Source organism: Microlunatus aurantiacus, assembly GCF_039536605.1.
GTDB classification, from domain to species: Bacteria; Actinomycetota; Actinomycetes; order Propionibacteriales; family Propionibacteriaceae; genus Microlunatus; species Microlunatus aurantiacus.
Genome location: NZ_BAAAYX010000020.1, coordinates 138,763 through 158,266, shown reverse-complemented (window position 1 = coordinate 158,266; position 19,504 = coordinate 138,763). Strand labels below are relative to the sequence as shown.

Annotated in this window: 20 protein-coding genes; 12 read left to right on the top strand and 8 right to left on the bottom strand. The window is 72.3% G+C overall.

What is annotated here, in order from left to right:
- Positions 1-105 precede the first annotated feature (105 nt).
- Together ABD714_RS19125 and ABD714_RS19120 are read left to right on the top strand one after the other, a co-directional pair.
- Positions 106-987: a LysR family transcriptional regulator gene (locus ABD714_RS19125; RefSeq protein WP_344814043.1), complete on the top strand. Its 882-nt coding sequence runs from the start codon at positions 106-108 to the stop codon at positions 985-987.
- 125 nt (positions 988-1,112) lie between these two features.
- Positions 1,113-2,111 (top strand): hypothetical protein, encoded by a 999-nt coding sequence (locus ABD714_RS19120; RefSeq protein ID WP_344814042.1) that lies wholly within the window; start codon positions 1,113-1,115, stop codon positions 2,109-2,111.
- Between the two features lie 113 nt (positions 2,112-2,224).
- On the opposite strand, the gene ABD714_RS19115 is transcribed toward ABD714_RS19120, so the two are convergent.
- Positions 2,225-3,184, bottom strand: coding sequence for a tetratricopeptide repeat protein (locus ABD714_RS19115; RefSeq protein WP_344814041.1), 960 nt, complete (start codon positions 3,182-3,184; stop codon positions 2,225-2,227).
- 131 nt (positions 3,185-3,315) lie between these two features.
- Between ABD714_RS19115 and pgm the strand changes: the two genes are divergently transcribed.
- The 4 genes from pgm (at position 3,316) to ABD714_RS19095 (ending at position 6,955) form a co-directional block, all read left to right on the top strand.
- Entirely contained in the window at positions 3,316-4,950 is a 1,635-nt protein-coding gene (gene pgm / locus ABD714_RS19110; protein ID WP_344814040.1) for a phosphoglucomutase (alpha-D-glucose-1,6-bisphosphate-dependent), read from the top strand.
- Between the two features lie 174 nt (positions 4,951-5,124).
- A complete protein-coding gene (locus ABD714_RS19105) occupies positions 5,125-6,345 on the top strand; it encodes an inorganic phosphate transporter (protein WP_344814039.1) in 1,221 nt (406 codons plus the stop codon).
- Positions 6,346-6,349: 4 nt separating this feature from the next.
- The gene (locus tag ABD714_RS19100; RefSeq protein ID WP_344814038.1) at positions 6,350-6,628 is read left to right on the top strand and encodes a hypothetical protein; all 279 of its coding nucleotides are present in this window, start codon (positions 6,350-6,352) and stop codon (positions 6,626-6,628) included.
- A 24-nt stretch (positions 6,629-6,652) separates the two neighbouring features.
- Positions 6,653-6,955: a DUF3349 domain-containing protein gene (locus tag ABD714_RS19095; protein WP_344814037.1), complete on the top strand. Its 303-nt coding sequence runs from the start codon at positions 6,653-6,655 to the stop codon at positions 6,953-6,955.
- A gap of 131 nt (positions 6,956-7,086) precedes the next feature.
- Here ABD714_RS19095 and icmA read toward each other — a convergent pair whose 3' ends face one another.
- A complete protein-coding gene (gene icmA, locus ABD714_RS19090) occupies positions 7,087-8,820 on the bottom strand; it encodes a coenzyme B12-dependent isobutyryl-CoA mutase large subunit (RefSeq protein ID WP_344814036.1) in 1,734 nt (577 codons plus the stop codon).
- Between the two features lie 133 nt (positions 8,821-8,953).
- On the opposite strand from icmA, the gene ABD714_RS19085 reads away from it, so the two are divergent.
- The 3 genes from ABD714_RS19085 (at position 8,954) to ABD714_RS19075 (ending at position 11,545) form a co-directional block, all read left to right on the top strand.
- On the top strand, positions 8,954-9,409 hold the full coding sequence (locus ABD714_RS19085; RefSeq protein WP_344814035.1) for a group II truncated hemoglobin: 456 nt from the start codon (positions 8,954-8,956) through the stop codon (positions 9,407-9,409).
- A 45-nt stretch (positions 9,410-9,454) separates the two neighbouring features.
- Positions 9,455-10,240 (top strand): hypothetical protein, encoded by a 786-nt coding sequence (locus ABD714_RS19080; protein ID WP_344814034.1) that lies wholly within the window; start codon positions 9,455-9,457, stop codon positions 10,238-10,240.
- Positions 10,241-10,360: 120 nt separating this feature from the next.
- Positions 10,361-11,545: a cytidylyltransferase domain-containing protein gene (locus tag ABD714_RS19075; protein ID WP_344814033.1), complete on the top strand. Its 1,185-nt coding sequence runs from the start codon at positions 10,361-10,363 to the stop codon at positions 11,543-11,545.
- Here ABD714_RS19075 and ABD714_RS19070 read toward each other — a convergent pair.
- The 6 genes from ABD714_RS19070 to ABD714_RS19045 all read right to left on the bottom strand — a co-directional run bounded on the left by ABD714_RS19070 (position 11,535) and on the right by ABD714_RS19045 (position 16,266).
- Complete coding sequence (locus ABD714_RS19070) at positions 11,535-12,704, bottom strand: DUF6716 putative glycosyltransferase (RefSeq protein ID WP_344814032.1); 1,170 nt, start codon at positions 12,702-12,704, stop codon at positions 11,535-11,537. The two genes, ABD714_RS19075 and ABD714_RS19070, sit on opposite strands and share 11 nt — an antisense overlap.
- 35 nt (positions 12,705-12,739) lie before the next feature.
- Positions 12,740-13,243 (bottom strand): MarR family winged helix-turn-helix transcriptional regulator, encoded by a 504-nt coding sequence (locus tag ABD714_RS19065; protein ID WP_344814031.1) that lies wholly within the window; start codon positions 13,241-13,243, stop codon positions 12,740-12,742.
- Positions 13,240-13,788, bottom strand: a complete 549-nt coding sequence (locus ABD714_RS19060; protein WP_344814030.1) for a PH domain-containing protein — start codon at positions 13,786-13,788, stop codon at positions 13,240-13,242. Before ABD714_RS19060 ends, ABD714_RS19065 begins: the two co-directional genes overlap by 4 nt.
- 5 nt (positions 13,789-13,793) lie before the next feature.
- A complete protein-coding gene (locus tag ABD714_RS19055; RefSeq protein ID WP_344814029.1) occupies positions 13,794-13,958 on the bottom strand; it encodes a hypothetical protein in 165 nt (54 codons plus the stop codon).
- A 155-nt stretch (positions 13,959-14,113) separates the two neighbouring features.
- Entirely contained in the window at positions 14,114-15,073 is a 960-nt protein-coding gene (gene meaB / locus ABD714_RS19050) for a methylmalonyl Co-A mutase-associated GTPase MeaB (protein ID WP_344814028.1), read from the bottom strand.
- Entirely contained in the window at positions 15,073-16,266 is a 1,194-nt protein-coding gene (locus tag ABD714_RS19045) for an acetyl-CoA C-acetyltransferase (protein ID WP_425562420.1), read from the bottom strand. The genes meaB and ABD714_RS19045 overlap by 1 nt, the downstream gene beginning before the upstream one ends.
- 70 nt (positions 16,267-16,336) lie before the next feature.
- On the opposite strand from ABD714_RS19045, the gene mce reads away from it, so the two are divergent.
- From mce to ABD714_RS19030, 3 genes are read left to right on the top strand one after another with little or no spacing between them, the layout of a single operon-like run.
- On the top strand, positions 16,337-16,813 hold the full coding sequence (gene mce, locus ABD714_RS19040; protein ID WP_344814027.1) for a methylmalonyl-CoA epimerase: 477 nt from the start codon (positions 16,337-16,339) through the stop codon (positions 16,811-16,813).
- Positions 16,810-18,291 (top strand): coiled-coil domain-containing protein, encoded by a 1,482-nt coding sequence (locus ABD714_RS19035; protein WP_344814026.1) that lies wholly within the window; start codon positions 16,810-16,812, stop codon positions 18,289-18,291. Before mce ends, ABD714_RS19035 begins: the two co-directional genes overlap by 4 nt.
- A gap of 55 nt (positions 18,292-18,346) precedes the next feature.
- Positions 18,347-19,474 (top strand): DivIVA domain-containing protein, encoded by a 1,128-nt coding sequence (locus ABD714_RS19030; RefSeq protein WP_344814025.1) that lies wholly within the window; start codon positions 18,347-18,349, stop codon positions 19,472-19,474.
- The last annotated feature ends 30 nt before the right edge of the window (positions 19,475-19,504 follow it).

Here is a 19,504-nt window from a genome sequence, read left to right as displayed (position 1 = left end):
TGCTGGTGTTCCACTGACAGGGCACCGCTTGTGTTCGACCGTAGGCCGGTACAGACTAGAAATCCAACAACTGAGTTCGATGGCTTTCACAAGGATCTCTGGTCAATGGATTTTCGGCAGATGCAGTACCTGGTGACGCTGGCCGACGAGGAGCAGTTCACCCGGGCCGCCGCGGTCTGCGGCGTCTCCCAGTCCGGGCTGTCCGCCGCGATCCGCGCCCTGGAGGACGAGCTGGGCACGTCCCTGTTCGACCGGACGACCCGCCGCGTCGAACCGACCCCGGCCGGCCTCGCCCTGCTGCCGCACGCGCGAACCCTGTTGGCGCAGGCGGCCGCGGCCCGCGACGCCGTGGTCCGGGCGACCCGCGAGCTGTCCGGCAGCCTGCGGATCGGGGCGGAGCAGTGCCTGGGCATCGTCGACGTCAACGCGCTGCTCGACCGGGTGCACCGCCGCTACCCGCTCCTCGATCTGGACTTCACGCAAGCCGGGTCGCACGAGCTGGTCCGACTGGTCCGGGACGCGCGCCTCGACCTCGCCTTCGTCGCCACCGAGGAGCACCTCGGGCCGGTCAACCGGGTCGAGCTCGGGCGCCGCCCGATGGTCCTGCTGGCCACGCCGGACCACCGGCTCGCCCGGGTGGGCTCGCTGCACTGGGGCGATCTGACCGACCTCGACTTCGTCGACTTCCAGGAGTCGTGGGCGATCCGGTCGCTGAACGACAGCACGTGCCTGACCAACGGCGTGACCCGGCACGTGCGCTGCACCGTGAACGACGTGCACACCCTGCTGGATCTCGTGCACCGTGGTCTCGGCACGGCCATCGTCCCGCAGCACGTCGCGGCCAAACCCCAGGCCGCCGGGCTGGTCACGCTGTCCATGCCGATCGGGACCCCGGACTGGGTGGTCTCGACCATCACCGGTGAGCCGTCGACGACGGCGGCCCTGGTGCTGGACCTGCTGGACGTCGATCTGGCCCTGACGGCCTGAGAGGCGGCGGGCCGCTCGAGAAGGAGCGGACACACCCCACGAGGTGCGTGGTGCGTGTGTCTGCTCCTTGTCGATGAGCCTGTGGATCGTGGTTCCAGCGCTGCCCACCGGTGCCAGGATCCGGCATGACGAGATTCGCCCACGAACTCAGCACCTGCCGGGTCCCGGCCTCCGTCGCTGACTGGGCTCGTCGAGGCACTCCTCGCACCACGCTGACCGGACCACGCTTCACCCGGACGGCGTACGGCTGGTACCGGCGATCCGGATCCTCCACCTCGACGGCCCAGCGCATCCTGGACGCTGCAGCGGGTCTGCCGGACGGCGCGCTGATCGCCGGGTGGGCCGCCGCGTACGTCCACGGAGTCGACCAGCTGGACGGCTTCGACGACCACACCCTCGCTCCCCTGCCGGTGCCGGTCGTGCTGCCGCCGGGTCGTCGGCGGCGACCGACCGACGGGGTGTCCTACCGCCAGAGCCGACGAGCGGCGCGCCACGAGGAGGTCGAGGGCGTCCCGGTCACCACGCTCGTCCGGGCCGCCCTGGACCTGGCCCTGCGGGGGGCCACGCTGACCGAAGCCGTGGTCGCCGTGGACGCGGTGCTGGGTTCGCGACTCCTCGTCCGGCGGCGGCTGCAGCGGGTCGTCGACGATCTGCTCCCGCGTCGGGGCGTCCGTCAGGCGCGCCGGGCCATCGAGCTGGCCCGTGTCGGCGTACGGAGCCCGTGGGAGTCGCGGTTGCGGATGTTCGCCGTGACCGAGCTGGGGTGGCACGACCTGCTCGTGAATCGAGCGGTCTTCGACGGACGGGGCCATCTCCTCGCCATCCCGGACCTGCTCGATGCCGAAGCCGGGCTCGCTCTCGAGTACGACGGCGCCACCTGGCGGGCTGACCGGAGCGCCGGCCACCGGGATCGGCGCCAGCACCGGGAGGACAACGAGCGGGAGGAACGCCTGGAGCGCGCCGGTCTCGTCGTCGTCCGGGTCGAGAAGGCGGATCTGACCACCTACCGCTCCCGCCTGGCCGGACGCCTCGACGCAGCCCGGGCCGACGGTTTGCTCCGCGAGCGGTCGCGTGATCGTTGGACCCTCGCCGAGCCCGAAGGGTGGTTCGGGCAGCCAGCCTGATCCCGCGCGACGTCACCCGTGGTGAGAAGGCGCGGACGCACCTCAGATCAGCCCGGAGGCCTGCCTGCTCCTTCTCGATGCCGGACCGGACGTGACCGACGATCGCCAACGGCTCAGAACAGGGCGGTCATCAGGGCGCGGCGGGCCTTGAGCACCCGGGGGTCGGCGTTGCCGACGGTGTCGAACAGCGCCAGCAGCCGGACCCGGACCTCGTCCCGCTCCGACCCGGTGCGGACCTTGATCTGCCCGATCAGCCGGTCGAAGGCCTCGTCCACCCGGCCGGTGGCCAGCTCGAGGTCGGCGGCGGCGAGCTGGTCGGCCACCGTGGCGTCGGGAGCGGCCGCCGCGGTCAGCACGGCCTGGGGGTCGAGGGCGGACGCGCGAGCCAGCAACCCGGCCTGGGCCTTGCCGGCCTTGGCCTCGGCATCGGCCGGGTCGGCCTGCAGGAGGAGGTCGAACTCGGCCTCCGCCCCGGCGAAGTCGCCCTGCTCCAGCGCCGCGTCGGCGGCGGCGAACCGCGGGTCCGGCCCGGCCTCCTCAGCCTCGGCGTCGGGCCCGGCGGGCGCCCCGCCGACCGGGTCGGCCCGGCCCACGATGCCGTTGCTGACGGCGGCTTTGAGCACCGACTCCACCGCCGCCACGACCTGGTCGCGCGGCACGACGCCCTGGAACAACGGCGCCAGCTGCCCACCGATCAACGCGATCACCGTCGGGACGGCCTGCAGCTGCAGGGCCTGCACGATGCCGGGGGCGGCATCCACGTTCAGCCGGCCGAGCAGGAACTTGCCCGCGTTCTCCTGCGCCACCGCGGCGAGGTCGTCGGACAGCTGCTGTCCGGTGGCCACCCGCGGGGAGTAGAACTCAACGATCACCGGGTGCTTCATGGAGGCCCGGATGGCTGTCGCCTCGAACGTCTCCTCGGTCAGCTGGACCACGTACGACCCACCGCCGGCCGCTCCGCCGGCAGCGGGACCCGACCGGCCCGGTCCGCCGGCGGGCGGCGGCTGCTTGGCCTTCTGCGCGAGCTGGGAGAGGTCGACGGCGCCGTGGCGGCTGAAGCTGGACGTACTCATGACGCTCATCCTCCCAAACGAACGCAGCGCCTTCCAACGCGACGAGCTCCCACGGGACGGAGCGGGGCCGTCCCGGCACGGCGGCCGAGGCCGGTGACACCGCCGATCGGCGCATGGGCAGAATGACCCCCATGGCTCATCCCCGCGCCGGCCAGACGGCCCTCCCCGAAGACCTGATCGACGTCGACGCCGTGCTGGGCGCCTACTACGACCTCGTGCCGGATCCGACCAACCCCGACCAGCAGGTCGTGTTCGGCACCTCAGGCCACCGAGGCTCCAGCCTGGACACCGCGTTCAACGAGAACCACATCGCCGCCACCACGCAGGCGATCGTGGAGTACCGCGCCGGTCAGGGCGTCACCGGTCCCCTCTACATCGGCAAGGACACCCACGCGCTGTCCCTGCCGGCCTGGAAGACCGCCATCGAGGTGCTGGTGGCCAACGGCGTCACCGTGCTGACCGAGGCCGAGGAGGACTACACCCCGACCCCGGCGGTGTCCCGCGCCATCGTGGTGCACAACGCGAACAAGAGCAGCAGCGACCCCGAGGCCGACGGCATCGTGGTCACCCCGTCCCACAACCCGCCGCGCGACGGCGGCTTCAAGTACAACCCGCCGCACGGTGGACCCGCCGACTCCGACGCCACCTCCTGGATCGCGGCCCGGGCCAACGAGCTGCTGGCCGACATGTCCGGGGTCACCCGGACGCCGTACGAGCGTTCCGGCTCGGAGATCAGCCGCTTCGACTACCTCGGCGCCTACTGCGAGGACCTCGTGAACGCGCTGGACCTGAACGCCATCCGCGAGGCGGGGGTGCACATCGGCGCCGACCCGCTCGGGGGCGCCAGCGTCCAGTACTGGGGCTACATCGCCGAGCACCTCGGCATCGACCTGACCGTCATCAACCCCGCCGTGGACCCGCAGTGGGCCTTCATGACCCTCGACACCGACGGCAAGATCCGGATGGACTGCTCCTCGCCGAACGCGATGGCCAGCCTGATCAAGAACAAGGACGCGTACGCCATCTCCACCGGCAACGACGCCGACTCCGACCGGCACGGCATCGTCACCCCCGACGCCGGCCTGATGAACCCGAACGCGTACCTGGCCGTGGCCATCCAGTACCTCTACGGCCACCGGGACGGCTGGAACCCGAACGCGGGCATCGGCAAGACCCTGGTCTCGTCCTCGATGATCAACCGGGTCGCCGAGGACCTCGGCCGCACGCTGATCGAGGTCCCGGTCGGCTTCAAGTGGTTCGTGCCCGGGCTGCGCACCGGTGAGATCGGGTTCGGCGGCGAGGAGTCGGCCGGCGCGTCCTTCCTCACCCTGGCCGGCACGACCTGGACCACGGACAAGGACGGCATCCTGCTCGCGCTGCTGGCCAGCGAGATCCAGGCCGTCACCGGCAAGTCCCCGAGCGAGCACTACGCCGACCTCACGGCCAAGCACGGCGCCCCGGCGTACGCGCGGGTGGACGCCCCGGCCGACCGTGAGCAGAAGGCCAAGCTGGCCAAGCTGGACCCGTCGGCGGTGACCGCGACCGACCTGGCCGGTGAGCCGATCACCGCCAAGCTGACCAGCGCCCCGGGCAACGGGGCAGCGATCGGCGGTCTCAAGGTCACCACCGAGTCCGCCTGGTTCGCCGCCCGGCCGTCCGGGACCGAGGACGTCTACAAGATCTACGCCGAGTCGTTCCGCGGTCCGGAGCACCTCGCGCAGGTCCAGGACGCGGCCCGCGAGGTCGTCTCCGCCGCTCTCGCCTGACCCCGTGCGGGGGCCCCGGCTGACAACGTTGTCGGGGCCTCTGTCAAGGGGTTGTGACCGACGAGACAGCGAAGATGACCAGCCCGCGCGTCCAACATGAACAATGGGTGAATCCATCGCCCGGAGCCCTTCCACGGTTGGCCTCGGCGGGTTCGCGGGCAGCACGATGGACTCGTGACCGAAGCGTTGTTCATCCTGGTGGTGGTCGTCGTGACCGCCCTGGCGTTCGACTTCACCAACGGCTTCCATGACACCGGTAACGCGATGGCCACGTCCATCGCCACCGGTGCCCTGAAGCCCAAGGTGGCCGTCGCCCTCTCCGCCGTCCTCAACCTGGTCGGCGCGTTCCTGTCCATCGAGGTGGCCCTGACCGTCAGCAACAAGGTCGTGTCCATCCAGGACAGCAGCGGGGCCCCCATCGCAGGCTTGATGGGCACACCCATCCTCACCATCGTGTTCGCCGGTCTGGTCGGCGGCATCCTGTGGAACCTGGCCACCTGGCTGCTGGGTCTGCCGTCCTCGTCCTCGCACGCGCTCTTCGGCGGCCTGATCGGCTCCGCGATCGCGGCCCTCGGGCTCGGCGGGGTCAAGTGGGACGGCGTGGTGAGCTCGATCCTGCTGCCGGCGCTGTTCGCCCCGCTGGTGGCGGGTCTGGTCGCCGGTCTCGGCACCTGGATGGTCTACCGGCTGGTCGCCAAGATCCCCGAGGCCCGGCGCGATGCCGGCTTCCGCTGGGGTCAGATCGGCTCGGCCTCGCTGGTCTCGCTGGCCCACGGCACCAACGACGCGCAGAAGACGATGGGCGTCATCACCCTGGCCCTGATCGCGTACGGCAGCTGGACCAGCACCGACTCGATCCCGTTCTGGGTCAAGGCGTCCTGCGCCCTGGCGATCGCCGCCGGCACCTACATCGGCGGCTGGCGGGTGATCCGCACGCTGGGCAAGGGCCTGGTCGAGATCCACTCCCCGCAGGGCATGGCGGCGGAGACCGCGTCCGCCGCGATCATCCTGTCCTCCAGCCACCTGGGCATGGCGCTGTCCACCACCCACGTCGCCACCGGCTCGATCCTCGGTTCCGGCGTGGGCAAGCGCGGCGCCGAGGTCCGGTGGGGTGTCGCCGGCCGGATGGTGGTCGCCTGGGTGACCACGCTGCCCGCGGCCGCCGCCGTCGGTGCCCTCTGCTGGTTCCTGGCCCACGGCATCGGTGGGGCGGCCGGCATCGCCGTCGTCTTCGCCCTCCTGGTCGCCGCGGCCAGCGCGATGTTCGTCCGCTCGCGCCGCACCGCGATCAACCCCGACAACGTCAACGCCGAGTGGGAAGGCGGCCTCGCCGTCAAGGAGACCGCCGCCGCACCCGAGCCCGTCGCCGTCGGCGCCCGGTCCGAGAGGAACTGAGAACATGGAGATTCTGACCAAGGCCTTCAGCGCTCTCTGGCAGGTGCTCGCCGTCGGGCTGCTGCTCGGTGCCGGCATCCCCGTGCTGTTCTCGATCGGCATGCGCTCGCTCGAGCGGGGCCGGGTGCCGGCCCCGGCCGGCGCGACGAGCGCCAGCACCGACGGCACCGTGGCGGGGTCGGCCGGCAAGGCCGGTGCGGCAGTGGCTTTCGGCCTGTGCATCCTCGGTGTGCTCTTCGGCATCGTGGTGATCATCTTCGGCAAGCAGCTCTTCGCCAAGTAGAGCTCCGACACTAAGATCTGACGAATGCCGCTGCCCGGATTCCTCGGCTCCATCGTGAGCTGGCTGCGCGCCGGGTACCCCGAGGGGGTGCCCGAGAGCGACTACATCCCCCTGCTCGCCGTCCTCTCCCGGCGCCTCAGCAACGACGAGGTGCTGGCGGTCACCCACGAGCTGATCGAGTCCGGCGAGCTGCCGGTGGACAACATCGACATCGGCACCGTCATCACCCGGGTCACCGACGAGCTCCCGCGGGAAGCCGACGTCTACCGGGTGCGGGCACGGCTCGCCGCCCACGGCTGGCCGCTGAGCGAGCCCCGCGCTCTGTAGTCGTCCCTCGCTACTCACTCCGCGCTGAGGGCTCTGACTTCCTTCGTCGCTCGCAGACGATGAAGCGTTGTCTGCTCGACTCCTCAGTCCAGACAGAGCCGGCGCTCCGTTCATGGCTGCTCGCGACGGGCTCAGAACCGGGCGGTCTCGGTGTAGGTCCCCCACTCGTCGCGGAGCACGTCGCAGATCTCGCCGAGGGTGGCCTCGGCGCGGGCGGCGGCCAGCATCGGCGGCACCAGGTTCCCGGTGGTCGCCTGCGCGGCCGTACGGAGATCGTCGAGCGTGCGGCGGACCAGGGCGTCGTCCCGGGCCGCCCGGCGGGTGGCCAGCACCGTGCGCTGCTCGAGCTCGACCTCGTGGCTCACCCGGAGGATCTCCAGCTCACCGGAGGCGGTGCCGGTGTGGGTGTTGACCCCCACGATCCGCTTGTCGCCCTTCTCCAGGGCCGTCTGGTACGTGAACGCGGAGTCGGCGATCAGGGAGGTGAACCAGCCGTCCTCGATCCCCCGGAGCAGCCCGGAGGTCACCGGACCGATCGCGTGCTGGAGGTCCTCCCCGCCGCCGAGGTCGATGATCTGGGTGAAGATGCGTTCGGCCTCGGCCTCCAGCTCGTCGGTCAGCGCCTCCACGTACCACGACCCGCCGAGCGGGTCGGCGACGTTGGTGACCCCGGTCTCGACGGCCAGCACCTGCTGCGTGCGCAACGCGATCTCCGCCGACGACTCGGTGGGCAGGGCGAGCGTCTCGTCCAACGCGTTGGTGTGCAGCGAGTTCGTGCCCCCGAGCACCGCCGCCATCGCCTCGACAGCGGTCCGGACCACGTTGTTGTACGGCTGCTGAGCGGTCAGCGACACCCCGGCGGTCTGGGTGTGGAAGCGGAGCCACTGGGCCCTGGCCGTCGTCGCCCCGTAGCGATCGCGCAACCAGCGCGCCCAGATCCGACGGGCCGCCCGGAACTTGGCGATCTCCTCGAAGAAGTCGATGTGGGCGTCGAAGAAGAAGCTGAGCCCGGGAGCGAAGTCGTCGACGGCCAGCCCGCGGGACAGCCCGAGCTCGACGTAGCCGAACCCGTCGGCCAGGGTGAAGGCGAGCTCCTGCGCGGCCGTCGAGCCGGCCTCCCGGATGTGGTAGCCGGACACGCTGAGCGGCTTGTACGCCGGCACCTCGGTCAGGCAGAACTCCATCAGGTCCCCGATCAGCCGCAGGTGCGGCTCGGGTCCGAACAGCCACTCCTTCTGGGCGATGTACTCCTTGTAGATGTCGGTCTGCAGCGTGCCGTTCAGCTGGCTGAGGGGCACGCCCTGGCGCTCGGCCGCCACCAGGTACATGCAGAAGATCGGCACGGCCGGTCCGGAGATCGTCATCGAGGTCGTGACCGCGCCCAGGTCGATGTCGGCGAACAGGGCCTCCATGTCGGCCGCCGAGTCGATCGCCACCCCGCAGTGACCGACCTCGCCGAGGCTGAGGGCGTCATCGGAGTCGCGGCCCATCAGCGTCGGCATGTCGAACGCCACGCTCAGTCCACCGCCGCCGTTGTCCAGGATCATTCGGTAGCGCTCGTTGGTCTGGGCCGCGTTGCCGAACCCGGCGAACTGGCGGATGGTCCACTCGCGGCCGCGGTAGCCGGTGGGGTAGAGACCACGCGTGTACGGGAACTCCCCCGGCCAGCCGATCCGCTCCATCCGCGGGTCGGCGGCCTCGGCGCGCTCGTCCGGTGGTCCGTAGACCGGGTCGACCTCGACCCCGGACAGCGTGGTGAAGTCGTCGTCACGGACCCGCCCCGCGGCGGCCGCTGCATCGTACGCGGCCCGCCAGCGGGCCCGCCCACCGTCGGCGGGATCGTGCGCCCCAGGATTCTGCGTCATCGGGAACCTCCGCCCCCGATCCTAGGATGTCCTACTACCGCCCCCGAGCAGATGGTCCGCAACGGCCGTGGCACCCGCCGGATCTGCTGATCGGGCGTTGCTCGCCGAGCGTCGCGGTGGGAGGGTCGGAGTCGTGGACACTCCGTACGAGGCAGCGGGCGGGATCGACGGACTCCACCGGCTCGCGGAGGCCTGGCACCGCCGGGCGGTCGCCGACGAGGTGGTCGGGCACGCCTTCAGCCACGGTTTCGCCGACGACCACGTCGAGCGGCTGGCGTCGTACTGGGCCGAGGCCCTCGGCGGACCGGAGCTGTACTCCTCCCGGTACGGCGACGAGACGACGGTCGTGCGGATCCACAGCGGCGACGGCGAGCACGAGGAGATGAACCATCGCGCCGTGGCCTGCTTCGATGCCGCCCTCGACGACGTCGGCCTCACCGACCAGCGCCTCGCGCGCACGCTCCACGACTACTTCGCCTGGGCCACCTGGACCACGATGTACCGACATCACGGGTCGGCGGACGACGTCCCGGACGGGTTGTCGATCCCCCGCTGGTCCTGGGACGGGTTGGTCACCGGATCGCCGTGACCGCTCCGTGCTCAGGCGGGCGACCCAGCCGAGCGGAGGGCGTCGGTGCGTGATCCTCGGGAGGGCGTGACCGCGGACGGGCTCATCGTCACCGGTGTCGACCGTCGCGCGGTCCCGACAGCGTTCGAGCCGGTGCTGGCGGCGGTGCGGGAGAGGCTGTCGGTCTGGCCGGCGGTGACGTCCTACCTGTACGGCTCCGTGGCCACCGGGCAGGCCCGCGTGGGGCGGTCGGACGTCGACGTGCTCACGGTCGGCCTGCCGGTCGAGCAGGCGACCGCCATCGGCCTGGAGCTGACCGACCGGTTCGCGGGTCTCTGCCGGGAGGTGGCGGTGGCTCCCGCCCACCCCGACGACCTGCAGGGGGACGACGACCCGGCGTACGGCCTCCGGGTCTTCGTGCGGCACTACTGCGTGCGGCTCGGTGGCCCCGACCGGTCGCCCGGCCAGGAGAGCTTTCCTGCGGACGCCCGCGCGGCCCGGGGCTTCAACGGCGACATCGACCGGCACCTCGGCCGGTGGCGGGCGGCGCCGGCGGAGCGGGACCCGGTCGAGCTGGGTCGCCGACTGGCGCGGAAGACCCTGTTGGCCACGGCCGGTCTGGTCAGCGTCCTGGAGTCGACCTGGACCACCGACCGCGAGCTGGCCGTCCACCACTACGGGACCCATCGACCCGACCTGACCGGGGAGCTCGGGACCCTGGGGGCCTGGTGCACCGGTGAGTCCAGCGCCGACCGCCGTTCCGTGCACGCCGTCCTGGCCCATGGGGGTGTCGTGCAGCAGGTCGTCGACGACTTCCGGGTGCTGGTCGGGCTGTGGCCGGGCCCACCCTGACGGGACGACCCTGACGATGATGACCCTGACGATGACGACCCGGCCGGCCGACGGCACGTCGGTCAGCACCGGTCACCTGTCGTTCACCACCGCGTCACCCCCCACCCGTACGGTCCGCGCGTGGATCCCTCTGCCGCGCCCCGGGTCGTCGCCGTCATCCCCGCCCGGGGTGGCTCCAAGGGGGTGCCGGGCAAGAACCTGCGGCGGGTCGGCGGCGTCTCCCTGGTCGGCCGGGCCGTCCGCGCCGCCCGTGACGCCACCGCGATCACGCAGGTGTGCGTCTCCACCGACGACGCCGCCATCGCAGCCGAGGCGGCCGCCGCCGGGGCGATCGTGATCGACCGACCCGCCGCGCTGGCCGGCGACACGGCCAGCTCGGAGTCGGCGCTGGTGCACGCGCTGGAGGTGCTGTCGCAGGACGGTCCACGGGTGGACGTCCTGGTGTTCCTGCAGTGCTCCAGCCCGTTCGTGGCCGCCTCCGACCTCGACGCTGCTGTCGACCTCGTGCTGAGCGATCGGGCGGACTCCGTGTTCTCTGCCATCGACAACCACACCTTCCTGTGGCGCCCTCAGGGGGACCGCGTGGTCGGGGTCAACCACGAGGCAGCCCACCGGCAGCGTCGACAGGACCGCCCTCCGGAGTACCGCGAGACCGGTGCCTTCTACGCGTTCCGGGCCGACCGCTTCGCCGCTGTCGGTCACCGGTTCTTCGACCGGACCGCCGTGGTGCCGGTGCCCGAGCTGACCGCGATGGAGATCGACACCGAGGCCGACCTCGCCGTCGCCGGCGCCCTGGCACCCCTGGTCGATCCCCGGCCCGCGGTGCTGCCCGTCACGGCGGTGGCCACCGACTTCGACGGTGTGCACACCGACGACCGGGTCCTGGTCGACCAGGACGCGGTCGAGGCCGTCCGGGTGTCCCGGGGCGACGGTCTCGGGGTCGCGATGCTGCGCGAGGCGCGCATCCCCTTCGTCATCGTGTCCAAGGAGCGCAACCCGGTGGTCGGCGCCCGCGGGGCCAAGCTGCGGGTCGACGTCCTGCAGGGCGTGGACGACAAGGTGTGCGCGCTCACGGCCTGGCTCGACCGTCGCGGTCTCCGGGCCGCCGACGTGGCGTACGTGGGCAACGACGTCAACGACCTGCCGGTGATGGCGGCCGTGGGCTGGCCGATCGCGGTCGCCGACGCCCATCCCGAGGTCCTCCGGGCCGCCCGCCTGGTGCTGACCCGGCCCGGCGGCCACGGAGCCGTCCGCGAGGTCTGCGATCTGGTGCTCGCCGCCCGCTCCGGCGCCCTCAGCGACTGAGGCGTCGCCGCGCCCGGTTCCCCCACCGGCGGAGCGTCCGCAGCGGACGGACGACCCATCCCGGCAGCAGCAGCCGGGCCGCCGCCCGACCCCGCCGCGAGCCGCTCGGTCCGCGGCGGGCCGGCAGCCGCGCCTCGTCCCGGCGGGCGACCAGGGCGCGGACCTGCACCTCGAGATCGTCCTCGGCCGCCGGGTGGAAGTAGTTGTCGGCCAGCCACGCCGGGTCGGGCCGGTGGGCCCGGCCGGCCCGTACGTCGGCCAGGTCACCCAGACAGCCGGAGTCCACGAAGACCGTGTTGATCAGGTCCTCCGACACCCCGAAGTCGTCCAGCACGACCACCGGGACACCCGTGTCGATCGCCTCCAGGGCCGCCGTCGAGGAGACGGTCACCAGGCTCCGTGCACCCGCCAGCGCCGTTCGCATCGACCCGGCAGCGAACCGTACGGTGCCGGCCGGCACCCGTCCCGTCGACAGCAGGTCGGCCCACAGGTCGGCGTACGGGAGGTCCTCGCGGTGGGTCTGCTGCTCACCGGGAAGCGCCCGGACCTTGACCACGGCGGCGCCGGCGGGCCGGACGTCGGCGAGGGCCAGCAGGATCGCCTCCCGGTCGCGACGCTCGGGTGGCACCTTGGCCTGAGCGGCGAAGACCACGTCCGCGCCCGCGGGAGCCGCGGTGCGTCCGGACGGGTCACGGGTCAGGAACGGCAACCCGTTGAGGGCGACGACCAGGCCGGGGGCGAGCGTCGCCGCCAGCCGGGCGAACTCCAGCCGCTCGCGTCGGCTGTGCACGACCAGCAGGTCGCAGCCGCAGCGGTGGGCCACGGCCCGCGCCGACGCCGGGATGCTGATCCCGGGCAGGCCGGTGACCAGGACGGGCCGGTCCCGACCCCGGACGGCGGGCAGACCGGCCAGCAGGGCGACGGTCGGCCCGGTGCAGGCCAGCAACACGACGTCCGGTCGCTCCCGCCGCAGCAGCCGGTGCAGACCGAGCAGCGACAGACGGGTGGTGGGCACGCCGGTGGCCGCCAGCGACTGCTCCGGGGAGGGGGCGATGGGTGAGCTGAGCAGCACCTGCCGGCGGTCCCACTCCGCCGGCAGCCGGTCGAGGGTCGAGGCACTCCACTTGAGGTAGGAGTCGGCGTCGGCGACCGCCAGCACCCGGACGACCCCGGCACCGGCGGGCGGGCGGGGGGTCAGAAGTCGCCCGCGGCCGAGCGCGGCGGGGTGAGCAGGGAGGTGAGGTCGTCGCACTGCTCGTCGGACATCGCGGCGAGACCGAACCGGGCGCCGACGATGGCCTCGGTGGCCTGCTGGAGCACCCGCTGACCGTCGGGGGTGATGGAAGCGAGGACCGCCCGACCGTCCTCGGGGTGCGGGGTCCGCTGGATCAGGCCGGCACTCTCCAGTCGCTTGACCAGCGGGGTGACCGAGGTGGCATGGACCTGCAGCCGCTCGCCGATCTTGCCCAGCGGGAGCGCGCCCCGCCGGGAGAAGGAGAGGAGCACGAGGACCTCGTAGCGGGCGAAGGTCAGACCCAGCGGCCGCAGCAGCTCGTCGAGCTCGGTGAGCACCAGCTGGTGGACGCGCATCAGGGACGTCACCGCCCGCATCCGCGGCGTCTCGTCCCAGCGCTGGTCCCACAGCCGAGCCGCTTCCAGGATGGGGTCGAACGGCAGCGGTGCGCGTCCGGTGGTCACGTCCCGTCGTCCTCCGTGCCGGTGGTCGTCGTCGGTCCCGTGCCGAGGCCGGCCTCGTGGATCACCCGTTGGATCAGGCGCTCTCGGTCGTCGATCTCGGAGACCCACTTGATCTCCCGCAGCCCCTGGTCCTGGGCGGCGGACTCGAACACGAAGTGACCGTAGCCGAGGATCCGGCCCAGCACGGGACGGTCCACGGTGATGTCCAGGATCCGGGTCAGCGGCATGCTCGCCCGGAGCTGGTTGAGGTTGCCGTGCACCCGGTAGACCTTCTGGTTGGTGACCACGAAGCGGTCCCGGAACTGCTCGGCCAGCACCCAGCCGGCGTTGACCACGACAGCGAGCGACAGCACCAGCACGACCCAGAAGAACCAGGACGTGAACACGAAGGCGCCGGCGAGGATCCACAGCCCGACGCCGAACCGGAGGCCGGGCCACACGCTGGCCGCCCAGTGGCGGGTGACCTGGTCCCGCATCTGCTCCCCGTCCTCCACGAGCAGGTAGCGCTCGACACCGGGGTCGAGCCAGGCCAGCGGACCGGACACCGGGGTCAGCCGGCGAGCGCGTTGAAGAAGGTGATCAGGGAGCTGATCGCGGTGCCGACCGCCGCCGCGGCGCCCCGGACGGCGTCGGCGGCACCCTGGGGCTGGTTCACCAGGTAGAACAGCACGAAGCCCACGACCAACAGCAGCAGCATCCGCTTGATCCACTTCATCGGTGCGTTCACTCCCACAGCTGGTCTCGGCGCACGACGGCAGGTCGTGCGTGGTGTCGTGACTTTTCTACCCCACGCTCAGCCGCCTCTCATGCACGCCGACAGCGCCACGCCCAACCGGTCTCAGGCTGAAGTTGAGACTGAGAGCCGGTCGCTCACGAGCGGTTCAGCACCCGGTCGGCGGCGGCGTACGCGTCCAGCCGTCCGGCGCTCACCTCGGCCGCGAGCCCGTCGAGTCCGGCACGGCCGGCCACCGGCAGTCCCGCCCGCAACCGGGCCAGCACGAGGGACTCGACCTCGCGGCGGGCACGGTCATGGCGGCGCTGCGACAGCAGCCCGGAGGCCGAGGCGTGCGCGTGGAACCGGTCCAGCTCGACCAGCAGCTCGGCCACGCCGGTGCCGTCGACCGCGCTGGTGCTGAGCACCGGTGGCTTCCAGTCCTGCGGTTCCCGCTGAGCCAGCGCGATCATGTTCCGGAGCTCACGGACCACCACGTGGGCACCGTCCCGGTCGGCCTTGTTGACCACGAACAGGTCGCCGATCTCCAGCACCCCGGCCTTGGCGGCCTGGATGCCGTCCCCCATGCCGGGCGCCAGCAGCACCAGCGTCGCGTCGACCTGTCCGGCGACGTCGACCTCGGACTGACCGACGCCGACGGTCTCCACCAGCACCGTGTCGAAGCCGGCCGCGTCCAGCACCCGGATCGCCTGGGGTGCCGCCACCGCCAAGCCGCCCAGGTGCCCCCGGGTGGCCATCGACCGGATGAAGACCTGCGGGTCCAGCGCGTGCGTCTGCATCCGGACCCGGTCCCCCAGCAGCGCCCCGCCGGAGAACGGGGAGCTCGGGTCGACGGCCAGCACGGCCACCCGCTCGTCGCGGGCCCGGAGCGCGGTGACCAGCGCCGCGACGGTGGTGGACTTGCCGACCCCGGGAGAGCCGGTGAGCCCGATCACGCGGGCGCGGCCGGTGTCGGCCGCCAGCAGGGCCATCAGCGTCGGGAGGCGTCGGTCGTGGTTCTCCACCAGACTCACCAGTCGCCCGATCGCCCGGGCCCGGCCGGCGCGGGCCTGCCCGACCAGGAGGTCCAGCTCGGGGCCGTCCGGTGGCGCGCCCATCAGGCCGCGGTCAGGATCAGGGCGTCGCCCTGACCCCCGCCACCGCACAGGGAGGCGACCGCGGTCCCGCTCCCCCGCCGCTGCAGCTCGTACGCCAGGTGCAGCACCAGCCGGGCTCCCGAGGCACCGATCGGGTGACCCAGCGCGATCGCCCCGCCGTGCACGTTGACCCGCTGGTCGGTCTCGTCAGCGCTCAGCCCGAGGGCCCGGGCACTGGCCAGAGCGACCGGGGCGAACGCCTCGTTGATCTCGATCAGGTCCAGGTCCGCGACCCGGAGGCCCTGCCTGGCCAGGGCCCGGCCGATGGCGTGGGCCGGTTGCAGCTGGAGGGAGGAGTCGGGGCCGGCCACCTGGCCGTACGCACCGATCCGGGCCAGCACCGACAGGCCCAGCCGTTCGGCGGCGTCCGCCGAGGCCACCACCAGCGCGGCGGCGCCGTCGGAGATCGGACTCGAGGAGGCCGCCGTGATGATCCCGTCGGAGCCGAACGCGGGCCGCAGCCCGCCCAGCCCCTCGGCCGTGACGCCGGCGCGTACGCCCTCGTCGAGCCGGACCGTCACCGGCTCGCCCCGACGTCGTGGCACCTCGACTCCGACGATCTCGGCGGCGAGAAGCGCCGCGGCCGCCTCCGCACGCTGGTGGGACCGGGCGGCGAAGGCGTCCGACTCGGCCCGGGTCACCTCCTCCGCACCGGTGTTGCACGCCTCGGTGAGCCGTCCCATGGCCTGGTCGGTGAAGGCGTCCCAGAGGCCGTCGAAGGCCAGGTGGTCCCGCAGCGTCACGTCGCCGTAGGTGAACCCGGACCGCGACCCCGGCAGCAGGTGCGGCGCCCTGGTCATCGACTCCATGCCGCCGGCGACGACGACGTCGGCCTCGCCCGCCCGGATCAGCTGGTCGGCCTGCGCGACCGCCGCCAGACCGGACAGACACACCTTGTTGACGGTGACCGAGGGGACCGACATCGGGACGCCCCCGTGCACCGCGGCCTGGCGCGCGGGCAGCTGCCCGCAGCCGGCCTGCAGCACCTGACCGAGGACGACAGCGTCCACCTGGTCGCCGGCGATCCCCGCCCGGGCGAGGGCGGCGCGGATGGCGTGGCCCCCGAGCACGGTCGCCGGCACGCCCGCGAGCCCGCCCAGCAGCTTGCCGAAGGGGGTCCGTGCTCCGCCCACGATCACCGATCCCGCCACCATCGCCGTCTCCTTCGCCTCGTCACGGTGCTTCGGACAGTCTGGCACCGCGTCCGCATGGCAGGGTGGCGCCATGTCGTCAGCCGCCCCGGTGCCGGTGCCGGGTCTCATCGCCATCGACCACGTGGGCGTGGCGGTGCCCGATCTCGATGCCGCGATCACCTTCCACACCGCCGTGCTCGGTCTGGTGCTCCTCCATCGCGAGGAGAACGTCGAGCAGGGGGTGGCCGAGGCCATGCTGGCGCCGCCCGGCGACACGTCCGGCACCCAGCTCCAGCTGCTGGCGCCGTTGCACGCGCAGAGTGCGTTGGCCCGGTTCCTGGAGCGGTCCGGACCGGGTCTGCAGCAGCTGGCCTACCGGGTCGAAGACATCGACCACGCCGCGAGTGTCCTTCGGAGAAAGGGTTTGCGGCTGCTTTATGATGCAGCCAGAACTGGCACAGGGGGGTCTCGGATCAACTTCGTGCACCCCAAGGACACCGGCGGGGTGCTGATCGAGTTGGTTCAAGCGGCTGCGGCCGTCGAGCGTATGGAGACAGGACAGCAATGACGTCGGACAACACCGGACTCGGGCTCTTCGATGACGCCGCCAGCGCGGCGGGGAACTTCCCGTCGGCCCTGCGTGGCTACGAGCGGGCGGCCGTCGACGACTACGTCCGGTCCCTCGAGGCCACCATGGTGCAGGTGCGGCAGCAGGCCGCCACGGCCGAGAAGCAGACCGGCGAGCTGAAGCGGCAGCTGGAGGAGAGCCGTTCCCACAACGAGGCCGACTACACCAACCTGGGCGGTCGGGCCTCCGAGATCCTCCGGCTGGCCGAGGAGCAGGCCCGCGACGTCCTGGACCGGGCCACCGCGGACGCCGAGCGGCTCCGCGAGGAGGCACGGCGGGAGGCCGACTCCACCCGCGACCAGGCCGCCCGGGAGGGCAACGAGCTGAAGTCGGGCGGGCTGGCCGAGATCGACAAGGTCCGAGCCCGGCTGCAGGCGGACGGGGCCACGAACCTCGACCGGGCCAAGGCCGAGTCGGAGGCCCTGCTGGAGGCCGGCCGCCGGCAGGCGGAGTCGCTGCGCCGCGAGGCCGAGCACGACGTGCAGTCCGTACGCCAGCAGACCTACCTGGACACCGAGGAGCTGCGTCGGGTGGTCGAGCGCGAGATCGCCGACACCCGGCAGCAGATCGCGGTCGAGCGTGAGGCGGCGTTGACCGAGCTCCGCCGGGCGCAGGAGGAGGCGTCCCAGCAGACGTCGGCGATGCTCACGGAGGCGACCCGCTACCACGAGGAGTCCGCGGCCCGGCTCGAGGCCGACATCGCCGAGGCCACCCGGATCCGGGAGGAGGCGCTGCACGAGGCCGAGCAGCTCAAGCTGTCCTCGGTCAAGGAGGCCGAGGACCGGGTCGAGGCGGCCAAGAAGCAGGCCGCGGCCATCAGCGAGCGCACCCAGGCGGAGTTCGCCTGGCGCAAGGAGCAGCTCCGCCGGGAGACCGACCTGCTGGGTCAGCGCAAGCAGGCCGTGCTCGCCCAGCTGGCCAGCCTGTCCGCCCTGGCCCAGGAGACCGCGACGTCGTTCCCCGAGCCGTACGACCTCGACGACTTCGACGGCGAGCTGGGTGACCGCACGGTCATGCTGCCGCCTGGCCTCGCCCCGGCGCTGCCCGAGGGCCAGCGCCCGACCGGCGACACCGAGCAGCCCGACAGCCAGTCCGACGGCGACACCGACCACGACACCGTCGACCCGGCGGAGGGCTCCGGGCCCACCGAGGACCAGCACGACGCACACCAGCACGACGCACACCAGGACGACGCCCAGCCGGACGTGGTCGAGCAGGAGGACGTGACCGAGACCTCCGTGTCCACCGAAACCCCCGCGACCGACACCGACGGGATCGACGCCGACAGCACCGACGAGACCGCGACCTCGAGCCGCTCCCGGACGGAGACCTCCGACTCCGACGACGCTCACGACCCGGACGCCACAGTCGTCATCTCCGCCGAGCAGATGGCGGCCGACGACCGCGGCAACCGCTGACCCAGCACCCTCCCCCGCTCCGCACGACACCAGCAAGACAGACAAGGACCCGGCCGTGGCGTACTCAGGCGCACCTCTCCCCTCCAGCGACTTCCCGATCAACCGTCGCGGCTACGACCGCGACGCCGTGGACGGTTTCGTCCGCTCCCTCCAGTCCCGGCTGAACGACCTCGACGCCCAGGTGCAGCGCCTGATCACCGAGAACGGTCAGCTCCGTCACGACCTGACCGGGGCCCAGGAGTCCGCTCACCCGGACTTCAACAACCTCGGCGGCCGCGCTCAGGAGATCCTGCGGGTGGCCGAGGAGCAGGCCGGGGACCTGACCGCGCAGGCTCAGCGCGAGGCCGACCGGCTGCTCGAGCAGACCGACACCGAGACCCGGCAGCAGCGGGAGCGCGCGGAGAACGAGCTCGCCGGCATCCGGGACCGTCAGCTGGGTGAGCTGGACAACCTCAGGCGTCAGGCCGACGCCGACGCCCAGGCGGTCTACGAGCACGCCCGGTTCGAGTCCGAGCAGCTGCTGGCCAGCGCCCGGGTCGAGGCGGAGGCACTGCTGATCGAGAACGAGCGGCTCAGTGCCGCCCGGCTGGAGTCGGCGCAGATCGAGGTCCGCCAGCTGCTGGGAGCGGCCGAGCGGGACGCCGCGGCGCTCCGGGAGCAGACCGCCGTGGAGCGGGACCAGGCGCTGACAGATCTGCGTCAGGTCAGCGACGAGGCCCAGGCCAGGATCGAGGCGCTGCTGGGTGAGTCCAGCCGGCTGCAGACCCAGGCGGCCACGCACCTGGCCGAGCAGACCGATGTCGCGGCCCGGCTCCGCAACGACGCCCTCCACGAGGCCGAGCGGGTGAAGCGTGCCGCGATCGCGGAAGCCGACGCGATCGTCGGGCGGGCCCAGGCTCAGGCCGACACCATCGACGAGCGGGCCCGGCAGGAGTTCGCCTGGCGGCGCCGGCAGATGCGGCGTGAGCAGGATCTGCTGGACCGTCGCAAGCAGGCGATGCTCAGCCAGCTCACCTCCCTCAGCGCCCTGGCCGCCGAGACCGCTCAGAGCCTGCCGGAGGTGCCGTCGCTGGAGCTGAGCGACGTCGACGAGACCCGGGGGAACCAGCCGGTCGTCGTCGAGTCGTCGACCGAGACCCACGACGAGAGCACCACCGGGTACGCCGCAGCGTCCTCGCACTGATGCGCCGGCTGACGCGGACCTGAGCCTGCC

Coding starts and splice junctions, on each gene's coding strand:
- ABD714_RS19120 (WP_344814042.1), top strand. CDS start 1,113: ATGACGAGATTCGCCCACGAACTCAGCACCTGCCGGGTCCCGGCCTCC.
- icmA (WP_344814036.1), bottom strand. CDS start 8,820: ATGACGCAGAATCCTGGGGCGCACGATCCCGCCGACGGTGGGCGGGCC.
- ABD714_RS19100 (WP_344814038.1), top strand. CDS start 6,350: ATGGAGATTCTGACCAAGGCCTTCAGCGCTCTCTGGCAGGTGCTCGCC.
- ABD714_RS19125 (WP_344814043.1), top strand. CDS start 106: ATGGATTTTCGGCAGATGCAGTACCTGGTGACGCTGGCCGACGAGGAG.
- ABD714_RS19095 (WP_344814037.1), top strand. CDS start 6,653: ATGCCGCTGCCCGGATTCCTCGGCTCCATCGTGAGCTGGCTGCGCGCC.
- ABD714_RS19035 (WP_344814026.1), top strand. CDS start 16,810: ATGACGTCGGACAACACCGGACTCGGGCTCTTCGATGACGCCGCCAGC.
- ABD714_RS19055 (WP_344814029.1), bottom strand. CDS start 13,958: ATGAAGTGGATCAAGCGGATGCTGCTGCTGTTGGTCGTGGGCTTCGTG.
- pgm (WP_344814040.1), top strand. CDS start 3,316: ATGGCTCATCCCCGCGCCGGCCAGACGGCCCTCCCCGAAGACCTGATC.
- mce (WP_344814027.1), top strand. CDS start 16,337: ATGTCGTCAGCCGCCCCGGTGCCGGTGCCGGGTCTCATCGCCATCGAC.
- meaB (WP_344814028.1), bottom strand. CDS start 15,073: ATGGGCGCGCCACCGGACGGCCCCGAGCTGGACCTCCTGGTCGGGCAG.
- ABD714_RS19045 (WP_425562420.1), bottom strand. CDS start 16,266: ATGGTGGCGGGATCGGTGATCGTGGGCGGAGCACGGACCCCCTTCGGC.
- ABD714_RS19115 (WP_344814041.1), bottom strand. CDS start 3,184: ATGAGTACGTCCAGCTTCAGCCGCCACGGCGCCGTCGACCTCTCCCAG.